This window comes from Streptomyces sp. NPDC026062 (assembly GCF_055568375.1).
In genome coordinates this window covers 24,989-38,915 of record NZ_JBVHOQ010000060.1, presented here as the reverse complement: position 1 = coordinate 38,915, position 13,927 = coordinate 24,989, and the positions used below count along the sequence as shown (strand labels likewise).

The window sequence follows — 13,927 nt, the reverse complement described above, 5'->3', positions numbered from 1 at the left end:
CTCCGCTGCAGCACCAACCGGATCACCGACATCGTGAAGGCCGTCGTCGTCCTTCACCACGCCTCAACCTGAGGTTGGAAAAGGCTCACTGACCGAGGGCGGGACGGTCGAACGGAGCAATCTTGGACGCCGACACGTCAAGGTCTACGGCCTCGCGTACCGCGTCACCGGACCCAGAGTCGATGTTGAGTTCTGCTGCAACCTTGTCGTCGGCATCGCGCTGTCGCTCGGGGCTGGTGGTTTCGTCGGTCAGGACGGACAGGCGCACGCACCGCACACTCCGGAGGGTCCGCGTTTCGAACGCCGTGCCCGCGAAGGGGTTTCTGCGTGTGGTCTCTTGCATGGACCCTGTAGGGACCGACGAATTCCCGCTACCGGGCTTGACCGGGGCCGATGCCACCATGCCGACACTCCAGAACGTCTGGTTCCGAGTGTTGGGGGACCCGGAGGGCAACGAGTTCTGCGTGCAGTGATCCATGGGCATCACGCCGCCTGGCGGCGTTTTCTCCCGGTACGCCCCCATAGCCGCCTCCCCTCTCCTCGTACCGGACCATCGCCGCAGGTCAGAGCCGTACAGCGGGAATCGCTGATCTCTAGGCTTGCCTCATGCCTCTCCCGCCCGCATATGCCCTCGTCGCCACGGACCTGGACGGCACCCTGTTGCGCCGCGACGACTCCGTGAGCCCCCGCACCCGCGCCGCGCTCGGCCTCGCCGCAGCCGCCGGGGCCCGCCACCTCGTCGTCACCGGCCGGCCGGTGCCGGGGGTGCGGGCGCTCCTCGCCGCTCTGGACTACCGGGGGCTCGCGGTCTGCGGTCAGGGGACGCAGCTGTACGACGCCGGGGCGGGGCGCGTCGTCCGTACGGTCGCGCTGGACCGGGAGTCGGCCGATGCCGCGCTCGGCAAGATCGAGGCGCAGGTCGGGCAGGTCTTCGCGGCGGTGGACCAGGACGGGGCCGAGGGCCGGACCCTGATCGAGCCCGGCTACCTGATGCCGCACCCCGCGCTGCCGGCCCAGCGGGTGTCGCACCGGGACGAGCTGTGGGCAGCCCCGGTCATCAAGGTGCTGATCCGGCACCCGGACCTCGGCGACGACGCCCTGGCGGCCGCCGCCCACGCGGCCGTCGGCGACCTGGCCACCGTCACACTGTCCGGTCCGGGGACGGTCGAGCTCCAGCCGTACGGGGTCGACAAGGGCGCCGGAATCGCGGCGGCCGCCGCGCACCTGGGCGTGGACCCGACGACCGCGATCGCGTTCGGGGACATGCCCAACGATCTGCCGATGTTCCGCGGTTGCGGGTACGGCGTGGCGATGGCCAACGCCCATCCGCTCCTGCGGGCGGCAGCGGACGAGGTGACGCTGTCCCACGAGGAGGACGGGGTCGCGGTGGTCCTGGAGCGCGTCTTCGGCCGCTGACGGCCGCAGTGGGCCCGGCCATCCCCCGACCTCCCGTCAGTTCCCGTCGGCTCCCCCGGCCACGCCCGTCAGTTGCCGTCGGCCCCCATCGACCGCAGGACATGCCCCACCAGGGCCGCCACCGTCTCCGGGTCCTGCATCGGCTTGCGCAGGACATGGCGGTAGTAGACCGGGCCGTACAGCATCTCCACCGCGAGGCGAAGGTTCGCGCCCGGCGGGATCTGGCCCTGGTCCTGGGCGACGCGCATCCGGCCGACCGCCGCCTCGAAGCGGGGGTCGATCAGTTGGGTACGGACTGTTTCGGCCAACGCGTCGTCGTGGTGGAGCTCGGAGAGTATTCCGGCGTACGCCGGACCGAAGGGCGGTTCGGCGAGGAATCTCACGGCGCCCGTCACATGGGCGCGCAGATCCGTGGCGATGTCGCCGGTGTCGGTGAACGGCGTGGCCGTCACCAGTGCCTCCGTGAACGCCTCCAGCAGCACCCCGCTCTTCGACGGCCACCAGCGGTAGATCGTCTTCTTGCTGACGCCGGCCCGCGCCGCGATGGCCTCGACCGTGACGCGGCCGTATCCCTTCTCCGTACACAGGCCGAGGGCGGCATCCAGCGTCGCCCTGCGTGAGCTCTCGCTCCGGCGCAACGAACTCGGCGATGTGGTCATTCAGTGAGCATAGGCTGGTTTCAGCCAAACCTTATTGACAGCCCGTCGCCAGAAGCCGAACAATGCTCAGGCGGGAAACGGAACGTAGCGTGTCGGCTCGTTCCTTGTCTTCGCACCGTTCGTGCCGTTCGTGCCGCGACGAGCCGATCGGGGGACGGCTCGCCGGCCGGCGGTACGGCCGCAGGCGCCGCCTCCCCCAAGCCGCCGCTCCCGTCAGGCGGTGATGTCCTTCGCCGTGAACCGGGCCCAGGCCGCCGAGCCGAACACCGCCGCGTACAGCGCCTGCAGTTCCAGGTTCTTCAGCACCTCGTCCCAGTAGACGGGGGCGCGCGTCAGGTCCGCGAAGGACAGCCAGTAGTGCGGGAAGAGATACGGATGGACCCCGCTCAGCTGCGGAATGGTGTCCAGGATCTGCACGGTGATCAGCACCCCGACCGTCGCCGCCATGGCCGCGATGCCGCTGTTGGTGAGGGTCGAGACGAAGAGCCCGAGTGCCGCGAAGCCGATGAGCGACGCCGCGACCGCCACCGCGACGAGCCCCGCCCTCAGCAGCCCCTCGCCGAAGCCGATCCGGGTGCCGGAGATCGTCGTGACCTCGCCGACAGGAAAGAGCAGCGCGCCCACGGCGAGTGCGGAGGCCGCCACGACGAGGGTCGCTACCAGGCAGAAGGCCAGGGTGGAGGCGTACTTGACGAGCAGCAGCCTGGTCCGGCCGGCCGGCGCGACCAGCAGATAGCGCAGCGTTCCCGCGCTGGCCTCGCCCGCGATCGAGTCGCCCGCGATGACGCCCACCGCCATCGGCAGGAAGACCGGGAGGGTCGCCGCGAGGGAGGCGAAGACCAGGAAGAGGCCGTTGTTGGTCACCTGGGAGAGGAACGCGGGCCCTCCGCCGCCCCCGCCGGGGCCGGCCGACGAACCGTCGGCCGTCTCGATGCGGACCGCGATCCCGATCAGCACGGGGACGGCCGCCAGCACCCCGAGCAGGGCGAGGGTGCGCCAGCGGCGCAGGGTGGTGGTCAGTTCGGAGCGCAGGATGCCGAACGTCCAGAGCGGATTGCGCCGGGCCCGGCCGGCCGGGGCGGGCGCGAGTTCAGCCTGCGACATCGAATCCCTCTCCGGTGAGTGCGACGAAGGCGTCCTCCAGCGAGGCCCGTTCGACGCCGAAGGACCGGACCCGGACCCCGGCCCCCACCAGGGCCGCGTTCAGGTCGGCGAGCTCGACGGAGCCGGGCGGGGCGTCGGCCCGTAGCCGGTCGCCGTCGAGGGTGAGGCCGGTGATGCCGTGCTCCTTCAGGACGCGGGCGGCGTCGGCCGGGTCCGGGGTGGTGACGGCGAGCCGGCCCAGGGTTCCGGCGGCGAGGTCGGAGACGGGCCCCTGGGTGATCAGCCGGCCCCGGGCCATGACCGCCGCGTGGGTGCAGATCTGCTCGATCTCGTCGAGGAGGTGGGAGGAGAGGAAGACGGTGGTGCCCTCGGCGGCCAGCTCCCGGACCAGGGTGCGGATCTCCCGCATGCCCTGCGGGTCCAGTCCGTTGGTCGGTTCGTCCAGGACGAGGAGGCGGCGGGGCCGGAGCAGGGCCGAGGCGAGGCCGAGACGCTGTTTCATGCCCAGCGAGTACGCGCGTGCCTTCTTGCCGGCCGCGGCGGCGAGACCGACCCGTTCCAGGGCATGGCCGACGCGGGCGTTCCGGGTGCGGGGATCGGCGGTGGGGTCGGCGCGGTCGTAGCGCACGAGGTTGTCCCGGCCGGTCAGGAACCCGTACAGCGCGGGGCCTTCGATCAGCGCCCCGACCTGGGGCAGCACGGTACGGGCCGCGCCCGGCATGGGGTGCCCGAGGACGGTCGCGGTGCCGGACGTCGCGTCGATCAGGCCCATCAGCATCCGGATGGTCGTGGTCTTGCCCGAGCCGTTGGGCCCGAGGAAGCCGAAGACGCTGCCGCCCGGGACGGTGAGGCCGAGCCCGTCGACGGCGAGCTGTCCGCCCCGGTACCGCTTGGTGAGCCCCTGCGTCTCGATCACGGGCGCGGTGTCGGCCCCTGTCATGTCTACTCCCCAGATCGCGCCCGCCCCGCCCCGCCGTACGGAGGCTACGGCGGAACGGGGCGGTACCGGTGCGGGACCGCGTACGAAGTGGTGTCAGCCGGCGTTGTTCGCCGCGTCCACCAGCGCGTCCTTGGTGACCGCGCCGACGTAGACACGGCCGTCGTCCGTCATCAGCGCGTTGACCAGACGGGTCTTGAAGACCGTGCCCGAGCCGAACTTTCCGGTGACCTTGTCGCCGAGGGCGTCCAGGAACTCCTGGGCCCCGGCCGGTACGTCACCCGACTCGGCCGATGGGAGGGCCGCCCCGCCGGGGGTCCGGATCTCGGCGACGGCGTTCCAGCCCTCGCCGATCACGCGCGCGCCCTCGAACGCGCTCAGGTCGCCCAGCGCCTTCCCGGCCTCGGCCGTGCCGTGGCTCCCGGCCTCGCCGGTCTCGTCGGCCTCGGTCACCTCGGCGCCCTTCGGCGGGGTGAAGGCGAACGAGGACGCGTCGGGCTTCCCGAAGTCGACCGAGGTGAATCCGGCGTCGACCGCGGCCTTCCCGCCGCTGCTGGGCCGGAGGGTGAACTTGAGCGGTACGCCGTTCTCCGCGTCCACCGCGACCGTGATCGATCCGATCGTGGAGCCGCCGCCCTCGGGCTTGATGACGAGGCGGTACGCGTCGCGCCCGGCGACCTGCGCGGTGCCGTCGACCGTGACGGAGGTCGTGCCGTCGGCCGCCTTCAGCGCCTGCTCGGCCAGGGCCTTCGGGGTGGTGGGCACGCCGTCGGGGACGGCCTGCTCCTTGCCCCGGCCCGTCTCCTCCCGGCCCTCCTTGTGCCCGCCCGCCTTGTCCTCGGCGTGATGGACCGTGTTCGACTTGCTGTCGTACGCCCAGGCCTGGTCCCCGTTGTGGATCAGGCTGTACTCGGAGGCGTTGTCCAGGATGGACACCCGCTGCTTGTCGGGGCCGTCGGCGGCCACCCGGAGGGTGTGCGTGCCGGAGGCCAGCTCCGTGAGCTTCGTCTGCGGGTCGGCGCTCGCCGATCCCTTGTCGCCCGCGCCGCCCGGGACGAGGGAGCCGGCCAGGCCGCCCAGCGACGGGATGCCGAGGTCGGTGCTGATCTTCACCGTGCCGGAGAGCTGCTGCGTGTCCGACGCGGCGATCTTCTCGATGAGTTCCTGCGCGGTGATCTCCGGCAGGTCGGGGTCTCCCGAGCTCGCGAGCGCCGGGACCAGGCCGATCGTCGCGGCCGCCACCCCCGCCACCGCGAACGGGACGATGTAGCGCACCGCCTTCCGGCGGCCCGCGACGGCGCCCCTCGTGCCGGGCGCTGCCGTGCCGTTGGTGCCTGCGCTGTCGTTCGGTGCCATGTGTGCCCTACCTCCGTGGTCGGCGGCTTCCGTCCGGATGCACTCGTCCACTCCGTGCCGCCATTCTCACCCGTTTTGGTCAGGAGTGGTTGTTCTCCATCTGACCAAATCGGGCGGGTCCAGGCGTCAGCCCGCAGGAGCAACTCCGCGTACCTCTCCGGGATGACGCCGGGCAGGCGTTCCACCGCCGCCCCGTAGGGGTCGGATCGGACGGAGGGTCAGCCCGCGCGGTGCACCACGGCGTCGCACATCTCTTCGAGAGCTTCCTTGGCGTAGCAGGCGGGCAGCGGCTTCAGGGTGGCCCGCGCCTCCTGCGCGTACCGGACCGTGTCGCGTCGTGCCTGGTCGAGCGCGGGGTGGGCGCGCAGCCTGCGCAGTGCCTCGTCGAGCCTGCCGGGCTCGTTCAGGTCGCCGTCCAGCAGCTCGACGAGCTCCAGGTCGTCCGGCTTGCCGTCGGCCGCGGCCTGCGCCCTCAGATGGAGGACGGGCAGGGTCGGAATGCCTTCGAGGAGGTCGGTGCCGGGGGTCTTGCCGGACTCGTGGGAGTCGGAGGCGATGTCGAGGACGTCGTCGGCGAGCTGGAAGGCGACGCCGAGGCGCTCCCCGTACTGGGTGAGGATGTCGGTCGCCGACTCGTCGGCCCCGGCCATCATCGCGCCGAAGCGGCAGGCCACGGCGATCAGCGAGCCGGTCTTGCCCCGCATCACCTCAAGGTAGTGCTCCACCGGGTCGCGGCCGTCGCGCGGGCCGGCGGTCTCCAGGATCTGGCCGGTGACCAGGCGCTCGAACGCCTCCGCCTGGATCCGTACGGCCTCGGGGCCGAGGTCGGCCAGTATGTGCGACGCGCGCGCGAACAGGAAGTCGCCGGTCAGCACGGCCACCGAGTTGCCCCAGCGGGTGTTGGCGCTGTCGACGCCGCGCCGGACGTCGGCCTCGTCCATCACGTCGTCGTGGTACAGCGTCGCCAGGTGCGTCAGCTCGACGACCACGGCCGCGGGCACCACGCCCGGCGCGTCGGCGTCCCCGAACTGGGCGGCGAGCATCGCCAGCAGCGGCCGGAACCGTTTACCGCCCGCGCGCACCAGGTGCTGCGCGGCCTCCGTGATGAAGGGCACCTCGCTCTTGGTGGCATCGAGCAGCCCCGACTCGACAGCAGCCAAACCGGCCTGGACACCGGCTTCAAGAGCCTGGTCCCGCACGCTCAGTCCGAACGGCCCGACGACGGTCACGAGGGGATCTCCTGTCTGCTGACGATCACACGGAATGTCGATGTGTCGCTGTCATCACTCAAGTCAGCGTATCCGGTCCCCTTTGGATCACCGTGGGCGCCTTCCCGCCACCGCCGGTATGTTCGGGATCAGCTCATACGATCAGGAGTTGTCCCTTTGTCCCACACCGCCGCAGACACCGAACCCACTCAGCCCCCTCCGGGCGACGACCACGCTTTCTTCGGTCAGCCGCGGGGCCTGATGACCCTGTCCGGCCTGGAGGTCTGGGAGCGGTTCTCGTTCCTCGGCATGCAGGCGATCCTGGTCCTCTACTTCGCCGACACGGTGGCCAACGGCGGCATGGGGATGGAGGCCGGTACCGCCGCCTCCGTCTCCGCCGCCTACGGCACCCTCGTCTATCTGGTCTCCGTGGCCGGCGGCTGGCTGGCCGACCGGATCCTCGGCTCGTACCGCGCCGTACTGTACGGCGGCATCCTGATCGCCTGCGGCCACTACGCCATGGCGGTGCCCACCAACGCCATGACCTGGGTCGGCCTGGGCCTGATCAGCGCCGGAACGGGCCTGCTCAAGCCCAATGTCGCCACCATGGTCGGCAAGCTCTACCGCACCGACGACGAGCGCCGCGACGCCGGCTTCGCCCTCTACTACATGGGCATCAACATCGGCGCGTTCCTGGGCCCGCTGGTCACCGGCTGGCTCGGTGACCACGCGAGCTGGCACTGGGGCTTCTCGGCGGCCGCCTTCGGTATGACGCTCGGCCTGATCCAGTACGTACTGGGCCGCCGTCACCTGGCCGGGCGAAAGAACACCGCCGAATTCGCGCTGGCCCCCGGACCCATGCGCCGGGCGGTCCGGCTCATCGCCGTCGGGGCCGTGGTGGTCGCCGCGCTCGCCACCGCGCTGGCCCTGGCGGGCTGGCTGACGATGGACCGCTTCGTCGACCTGCTCACGCTCATCTCCGTGATCGCACCGGTCGTGTACTTCGCGGTGATGTTCAGGAGCCCCCGGGTCACCTCGGAGGAACGCGGCAGGCTGCGCCCGTACGTGGTGCTGTTCCTGGCCTCCGTCGTCTTCAACTTCATCCTCTTCCAGGCGTACTCGACGATGATGCTGCTCGCGTCGACCAACGCCCGCACCGAGATCTTCGGCTTCCACTTCCCGGCCAGCTGGTACGCCTCCGCGCTCGGCGCCTTCGAGGTGGCACTCGCCCCGGTGGTCGCGGCCGTCTGGGCGAAGATGGGCCCGCGCCAGCCGCACGCGTCCAACAAGATCGCGATCGGGGTGATCCTCGGCGGGCTCTCGTTCCTGCTGATGGTCCTGCCCACCTCCGGGCACGCCGACGACACGTACAAGATGGCCGCCTGGTGGATCGTCGGCTCGTACCTGCTGCTCGGGCTCGGCGACATCCTGCTGGAGACCTCCGGCATGTCCGCGACCACGAAGCTCGCCCCGAAGGCGTTCGCCAGCCAGACGATGGCGCTCTGGTTCCTCTCGCTGGCCCTCGCCAACGGCATCCAGGCACAGATCGTGAAGCTGTACGGCGAGGTCTCCAACCCCGCCTACTTCGGTGTCAATGGCGCCATCGCGGTGGTGGCCGGTCTGGCCGTCATCGCCGCCGCACCCTGGCTGAAGCGCACCATGCACCCCGTCCACTGAGGTAGCCCCCATGCACATCCAGACCGCGTTCCCGTACGAGACGACCCGCGAGGACCTCTACATCCCGCTGCCGGACGGCACCCAGCTGTACGCCCGGATCTGGCGGCCGGTGACGGACGAACCCGTGCCCGCCCTGCTGGAGTACCTGCCGTACCGGCTCAGCGACTGGACCGCGCCGCGCGACTGGCAGCGCCACCCCTGGTACGCGGGCCACGGCTACGCCTCGGTCCGGGTCGATGTGCGCGGCCACGGCAACAGCGAGGGCATGCCGGGCGACGAGTACGACGCGACGGAGCTCGCCGACGGGGTGGCCGTCATCCACTGGCTGGCGGGGCAGGAGTGGTGCTCCGGCCGGGTCGGCATGTTCGGCATCTCCTGGGGCGGCTTCAACTCGCTCCAGATCGCCGCGCTGGCTCCCGAGCCGCTGAAGGCGATCGTCACCGTCTGCTCGGCCGACGACCGCTACGACAACGACGTCCACTACATGGGCGGATCCGTCCTCGCCGTGGACATGCACGCCTGGGCCGCGACGATGCTGGCCTTCGTCTGCCGGCCGCCCGACCCGGCGGACGTCGGCGACGACTGGCGGCAGATGTGGCTGGACCGGCTCGAAGCCGTGGACCCCTTCATCCACACCTGGCTGTCCCACCAGACGCGCGACGACTACTGGAAGCACGGCAGCGTCTGCGAGGACTACTCCGCCATCAAGGCGAACGTCCTCGCGGTCGGCGGCTGGCACGACCCGTACCGCGACACCGTGCTCCGGCTCGTCGAGCACCTGGACCCGGAGAAGGTCCGCGGGCTGATCGGGCCCTGGTCGCACCAGTACCCCGACCGAGGGCTCCCGCCGGGCCCCGGCATCGGCTTCCTCCAGGAGACGCTGCGCTGGTGGGACCAGCACCTGAAGGACCAGGACACCGGCGTCATGGCGGAGCCGCTGCTCCGGTCGTGGATCAGCGAGTCGCACCGCCCTGCCACGGTCTACGAGACGCTGCCCGGCCGCTGGGTCGGGGAGACCAGCTGGCCGTCCGAGAACGTCGCGCCGGTCGCGTACGCCCTCCAGGGCGGACCGCAGATCGTCGACTCGCCGCAGCAGACCGGGCTGGACGCCGGGCGGTTCTTCCCGTTCGGCAACGACGCCGACCTGCCGCCCGACCAGCGCGACGAGGACGCCAAGTCGGTGTGCTTCGAGTTCCCGGTCGAGGGTGCCCCGATCGAGATCCTGGGCCGCCCCCGGGTGAAACTGCGGATCCGGATGGACGTCCCGCGCGGCCAGGCCGTCGCCCGGCTCTGCGATGTCGCCCCGGACGGCTCCTCCACCCTCGTCACCCGAGGCGTCCTCAACCTCGCCGCCCGCGACGGCCGGGACCGCACCGAGGACTGGCCCGTCGGAGAGACCCAGGACGTCACCTTCGACCTGAACGGCATCGGGCACACCTTCCCGCCCGGCCACCGGATCAGGCTCGCGGTCTCGTCCTCGTACTGGCCGTGGATCTGGCCGCAGGCGGGATCCAGGGGCTTCACCCTGGACGCCGAGGGCAGCTTCGTCGAACTCCCGGTGCGCCGGCACACCGAGGACCCCGCGATCCGCTTCGAGGAGCCCGAGCAGTCCGAGCCGCTGGGCGTCGTCTACCCCGTCACGCTGGACGAGCAGCGCCCCGAGCGGCTGGTGGTCCGTGACGTCGCCAAGGGCGAGTGGCGGATGGAGGTCGACCCGCGCTACGGCGGCACGCGCGTCTACCCGGACGGCCTGGAGTTCACCGAGGACGCGGTGGAGACCTACACCATCCAGGAGAGCGACCCGCTCTCGGCGCACACCCGTTCCGACTGGACGATCCGGCTGCACCGGCCGGAGATGGCCTGGGACGTGCTGGTCGAGACGCGCTCCGAGATCTCGGCCGACGCGGACGACTTCATCACCTCCAACGAGGTCGTCTGCAAGGAGGGCGGCGAGGTCGTCTTCCACCGGACCTGGGAGAAGCGCATCCCGCGCACCGCCGGGTAGGCGGTGTCACAACCGGCCGGACCGGGAGATTCCGGGGCGTCGGGGGACAGTTGTGGGCACTGCCGCCAGGTGGTGTCCCCCACGTAACGTGTCCCCCACAGCGACCTGGAAAGCGAGGCAGCAACAGATGCCCGAGCAGAGCAGCCCGCTCGACGTGGCCGAGGGCGATCCCTTCGGTCCGCACCACCTTCCGTACGGTGTCTTCACCACCGCCGACCGGCCCGGCGAGAAGCGCGTCGGCGTCCGTATCGGCGGCCATGTGCTGGACGTCGGGGCAGCCGCGCACGCGCTGGGTTCGCCCTACGCGCAACTGCTGGCCCAGCCCGACCTGATGGCCCTGCTCGCGGCCGGCCGCACCGCCTGGAGCGATGTGCGCCGGGCGCTGACGGCCTGGGTGACGGTGCCCGCCCACCGCGCGGACATCGAACCGCTGCTGCACCCCGTCGGCTCCGTGACCCTCCATCTGCCCTACCGGGTCGCGGACTACGTCGACTTCTACGCCAGCGAGCACCACGCCTCCAACGTCGGCCGGATCTTCCGCCCGGACGGCGACGCGCTCACCCCCAACTGGAAGCACCTGCCGATCGGTTACCACGGCAGGGCGGGCACGGTCGTGGTCTCCGGTACGGACGTGGTGCGCCCGTCGGGGCAGCGCAAGGCCCCCACCGACCCGGCGCCCGTCTTCGGCCCGTCGGTCAAGCTGGACATCGAGGCGGAGGTCGGATTCGTCGTCGGCGTCGGCTCCGAACAGGGCCGCCCGGTGGCACTGGCCGACTTCCGCGAGCACGTCTTCGGCCTGTCGCTCCTCAACGACTGGTCGGCGCGCGACATCCAGGCCTGGGAGTACGTCCCGCTGGGCCCCTTCCTCGGCAAGTCCTTCGCCACCTCCGTGGCGGCGTGGGTGACCCCGCTGGAGGCCCTGGACGCCGCCCGCACAGCGCCGCCCGCCCGGGACTTCCCGCTGCTGCCCTACCTCGACGACGCGGACGAGGAGGAGCCCGGCGGCTTCGACCTGCGGCTCTCCGTCGCGGTCAACGGCCAGGTCGTCGCGGAGCCGCCGTTCTCCACCATGTACTGGACGGCTGCGCAGCAGCTGGCGCAGATGACCGTCAACGGCGCCTCGCTGCGCACCGGCGACCTGTACGGCTCCGGAACCATCAGCGGCGCCGAACCGGCCCAGCGCGGCTCGCTGCTCGAACTCACCTGGAACGGCCGCGACCCGCTGGAACTCCCGGACGGCAAGCGGACGTTCCTGGAGGACGGCGACACGGTGACGCTGACGGCCTGGGCCCCGGGCCCGGACGGCACCCGTGTCGGCCTCGGCGAGGTGACCGGCCGGATCGTGCCCGCGGCCTGAACCGGCCCCCGGGCCCACCCTGCCCGGGGAACCGCTGCCGCTCGCGCCGGATGCCCGGCACGGCCGCCGTACTGCCCCGTACTCCCCGCCTCACTCGTACTCCGGCGGCTCCTCGTCCCAGCCGAACTCCGGGTCGGGCTCCGGAGCGGGCACCCGAGCCCGCGCCGCAGCCGGGGCGGGTGCGGCGGGGCGGGGCGCAGCGGGTGCGGGCGCCGCGGGCGGCGGCGTCTGTGCGGGGGCCTGCTCCGGAGCCGCGGGCTCCGTCTCGCCCGGCCTGCCGTCCGCCGCGGGCTCCGCCTCGTCCGGCAGGCCGGCCAGGACCTCCAGCACGCCCTCCCCGTACGTCGCCAGCTTCTTCTCGCCCAGGCCGCTGACCCCGGCCAGCTCGCCGAGCGAGGACGGACGCAGCGTCGCGATCTCGCGCAGCGTCGCGTCGTGGAAGATCACATACGCGGGCAGGCCCAGCTCCTTGGCCTGGGCTCCGCGCCAGGCGCGCAGCGCCTCGAAGACCGGGACTGCCTCCGGGGGGAGCTCGGCGACGGCGGCCGAGGCCTTCGCCTTCCGCTCGCCCTTCGATGAGCGGGACGACGCGGCCGGCTTCGCCTCCTTGCGGAGCAGCACCTCGCGCTCCCGGCCCAGCACGGTGGCGCTCTCCCCGGTCAGCACCAGCGTGCCGTACTCGCCCTCGACGGCGATCAGGCCCTGGGCCAGCAGCTGCCGGATCACGCCCCGCCACTCCGCCTCGGCCAGCTCCTCGCCGATGCCGAACACCGAGAGCTGGTCGTGGTCGAACTGGATGACCTTCGCGGTCTTGCGGCCCAGCAGGATGTCGATGATCTGGCCGGCACCGAACTTCTGGCCGCGCTCCCGCTTCAGCCGGACCACCGTGGACAGCAGCTTCTGGGAGACCACCGTGCCGTCCCAGGTCTCGGGCGGAGCCAGGCAGGTGTCGCAGTTGCCGCAGGAGGCCGTGGCGGGTTCCTGGCCGAAGTACTTCAGCAGCTGGGCCCGGCGGCACCGCACGGTCTCGCAGAGCGCCAGCATGGAGTCCAGGTGCGAGGCGGCCCGGCGGCGGAACGCCTCGTCGCCCTCGCCGCCCTGGATGAGCTTGCGCTGCTGGACGACGTCCTGGAGTCCGTACGCCATCCAGGCCGTGGACGGGGCGCCGTCACGGCCTGCGCGGCCGGTCTCCTGGTAGTAGCCCTCGACGGACTTCGGCAGGTCGAGGTGGGCGACGAAGCGGACGTCCGGCTTGTCGATGCCCATGCCGAAGGCGATCGTCGCGACGACGACCAGGCCCTCCTCGCGCAGGAAGCGGGACTGGTGGACCGCGCGGGTGCCCGCGTCCAGACCCGCGTGGTACGGGACGGCCTCGATGCCGTTGCGGCAGAGGTACTCGGCGGTCTTCTCGGTGGAGTTGCGCGAGAGGCAGTAGACGATGCCCGCGTCGCCCTCGTGCTCCTCCTTGAGGAAGGACAGCAGCTGCTTCTTCGGGTCGGCCTTGGGCACGATGCGGTACTGGATGTTGGGACGGTCGAAGCCGGCCACGAAGTGCTTGGCGTCGGGCATGCCCAGGCGCTGGGTGATCTCCCGGTGCGTGGCCTCGGTCGCCGTCGCCGTCAGCGCGATGCGCGGGACGTCGGGCCAGCGCTCGCCCAGCACGGACAGGGCCAGGTAGTCGGGGCGGAAGTCGTGGCCCCACTGGGCGACGCAGTGCGCCTCGTCGATCGCGAAGACGGAGATCTCGCCCCGGGAGAGCAGGCCGAGGGTGGAGTCCAGGCGGAGCCGCTCGGGGGCCAGGTACAGGAGATCGAGCTCACCGGCGGTGAACTGGGCCTCCATCGAGCGGCGCTCGTCGAAGTCCTGGGTGGAGTTGATGAAGCCGGCCCGCACACCGAGCGCGCGCAGCGCGTCCACCTGGTCCTGCATCAGGGCGATCAGCGGAGAGATGACGATGCCCGTGCCCCGCCTGACCAGGGACGGGATCTGGTAGCAGAGGGACTTGCCGCCACCGGTGGGCATGAGCACGACCGCGTCCCCGCCGGCCACCACATGGTCGACGACCGCTTCCTGCTCGCCGCGGAACGCCTCGTACCCGAAAACCCGGTGGAGCGTCTGCCGCGCGTCGCTCTCGGTCGTCTCCGTGGCCATCTCTGTCACGCCTGTCATGCCGTCCCGCCCATTGCCCTGTCCCCCGACATCCGATCC

Annotated in this window: 10 protein-coding genes and 1 pseudogene; 4 read left to right on the top strand and 7 right to left on the bottom strand. The window is 71.6% G+C overall.

Translation table 11 applies throughout. The features are described 5' to 3' along the window. Nucleotides 1-91 precede the first annotated feature (91 nt). Nucleotides 92-343 (bottom strand): annotated as a pseudogene (locus ACZ4LX_RS34695) (recombinase family protein); the annotation flags it as partial. A gap of 263 nt (nucleotides 344-606) precedes the next feature. On the opposite strand from ACZ4LX_RS34695, the gene ACZ4LX_RS34690 reads away from it, so the two are divergent. Next, nucleotides 607-1,416 (top strand): HAD family hydrolase, encoded by an 810-nt coding sequence (locus tag ACZ4LX_RS34690; protein ID WP_467650943.1) that lies wholly within the window; start codon nucleotides 607-609, stop codon nucleotides 1,414-1,416. 68 nt (nucleotides 1,417-1,484) lie between these two features. Here ACZ4LX_RS34690 and ACZ4LX_RS34685 read toward each other — a convergent pair whose 3' ends face one another. The 5 genes from ACZ4LX_RS34685 to ACZ4LX_RS34665 form a co-directional block, all read right to left on the bottom strand. Further along, complete coding sequence (locus tag ACZ4LX_RS34685) at nucleotides 1,485-2,075, bottom strand: TetR/AcrR family transcriptional regulator (RefSeq protein WP_467650944.1); 591 nt, start codon at nucleotides 2,073-2,075, stop codon at nucleotides 1,485-1,487. Nucleotides 2,076-2,288: 213 nt separating this feature from the next. After that, nucleotides 2,289-3,179 carry an ABC transporter permease gene (locus ACZ4LX_RS34680; RefSeq protein WP_467650945.1) on the bottom strand — a complete coding sequence of 297 codons (891 nt, stop codon included), beginning with the start codon at nucleotides 3,177-3,179 and terminating at the stop codon, nucleotides 2,289-2,291. After that, entirely contained in the window at nucleotides 3,166-4,119 is a 954-nt protein-coding gene (locus ACZ4LX_RS34675; protein ID WP_467650946.1) for an ABC transporter ATP-binding protein, read from the bottom strand. The genes ACZ4LX_RS34680 and ACZ4LX_RS34675 overlap by 14 nt, the downstream gene beginning before the upstream one ends. A gap of 93 nt (nucleotides 4,120-4,212) precedes the next feature. Beyond that, nucleotides 4,213-5,472, bottom strand: coding sequence for a LolA family protein (locus ACZ4LX_RS34670; protein WP_467650947.1), 1,260 nt, complete (start codon nucleotides 5,470-5,472; stop codon nucleotides 4,213-4,215). 218 nt (nucleotides 5,473-5,690) lie between these two features. Further along, the gene (locus ACZ4LX_RS34665) at nucleotides 5,691-6,701 is read right to left on the bottom strand and encodes a polyprenyl synthetase family protein (protein ID WP_467650948.1); all 1,011 of its coding nucleotides are present in this window, start codon (nucleotides 6,699-6,701) and stop codon (nucleotides 5,691-5,693) included. 156 nt (nucleotides 6,702-6,857) lie between these two features. Here ACZ4LX_RS34665 and ACZ4LX_RS34660 point away from each other — a divergent pair, with 156 nt between their 5' ends. From ACZ4LX_RS34660 to fahA, 3 genes are all read left to right on the top strand, one after another. Then, nucleotides 6,858-8,357 (top strand): peptide MFS transporter, encoded by a 1,500-nt coding sequence (locus ACZ4LX_RS34660; RefSeq protein WP_467650950.1) that lies wholly within the window; start codon nucleotides 6,858-6,860, stop codon nucleotides 8,355-8,357. 10 nt (nucleotides 8,358-8,367) lie between these two features. After that, entirely contained in the window at nucleotides 8,368-10,362 is a 1,995-nt protein-coding gene (locus ACZ4LX_RS34655) for a CocE/NonD family hydrolase (RefSeq protein ID WP_467650951.1), read from the top strand. Between the two features lie 127 nt (nucleotides 10,363-10,489). Next, nucleotides 10,490-11,719 (top strand): fumarylacetoacetase, encoded by a 1,230-nt coding sequence (gene fahA / locus ACZ4LX_RS34650; protein ID WP_467650952.1) that lies wholly within the window; start codon nucleotides 10,490-10,492, stop codon nucleotides 11,717-11,719. Between the two features lie 90 nt (nucleotides 11,720-11,809). Here the strand turns inward: fahA and recQ are convergent, their stop codons facing one another. Next, nucleotides 11,810-13,888, bottom strand: coding sequence for a DNA helicase RecQ (gene recQ, locus ACZ4LX_RS34645; protein WP_467650953.1), 2,079 nt, complete (start codon nucleotides 13,886-13,888; stop codon nucleotides 11,810-11,812). Nucleotides 13,889-13,927: the final 39 nt, after the last annotated feature.

Coding starts and splice junctions, on each gene's coding strand:
- ACZ4LX_RS34690 (WP_467650943.1), top strand. CDS start 607: ATGCCTCTCCCGCCCGCATATGCCCTCGTCGCCACGGACCTGGACGGC.
- ACZ4LX_RS34685 (WP_467650944.1), bottom strand. CDS start 2,075: ATGACCACATCGCCGAGTTCGTTGCGCCGGAGCGAGAGCTCACGCAGG.
- ACZ4LX_RS34680 (WP_467650945.1), bottom strand. CDS start 3,179: ATGTCGCAGGCTGAACTCGCGCCCGCCCCGGCCGGCCGGGCCCGGCGC.
- ACZ4LX_RS34675 (WP_467650946.1), bottom strand. CDS start 4,119: ATGACAGGGGCCGACACCGCGCCCGTGATCGAGACGCAGGGGCTCACC.
- ACZ4LX_RS34670 (WP_467650947.1), bottom strand. CDS start 5,472: ATGGCACCGAACGACAGCGCAGGCACCAACGGCACGGCAGCGCCCGGC.
- ACZ4LX_RS34655 (WP_467650951.1), top strand. CDS start 8,368: ATGCACATCCAGACCGCGTTCCCGTACGAGACGACCCGCGAGGACCTC.
- fahA (WP_467650952.1), top strand. CDS start 10,490: ATGCCCGAGCAGAGCAGCCCGCTCGACGTGGCCGAGGGCGATCCCTTC.
- recQ (WP_467650953.1), bottom strand. CDS start 13,888: ATGACAGGCGTGACAGAGATGGCCACGGAGACGACCGAGAGCGACGCG.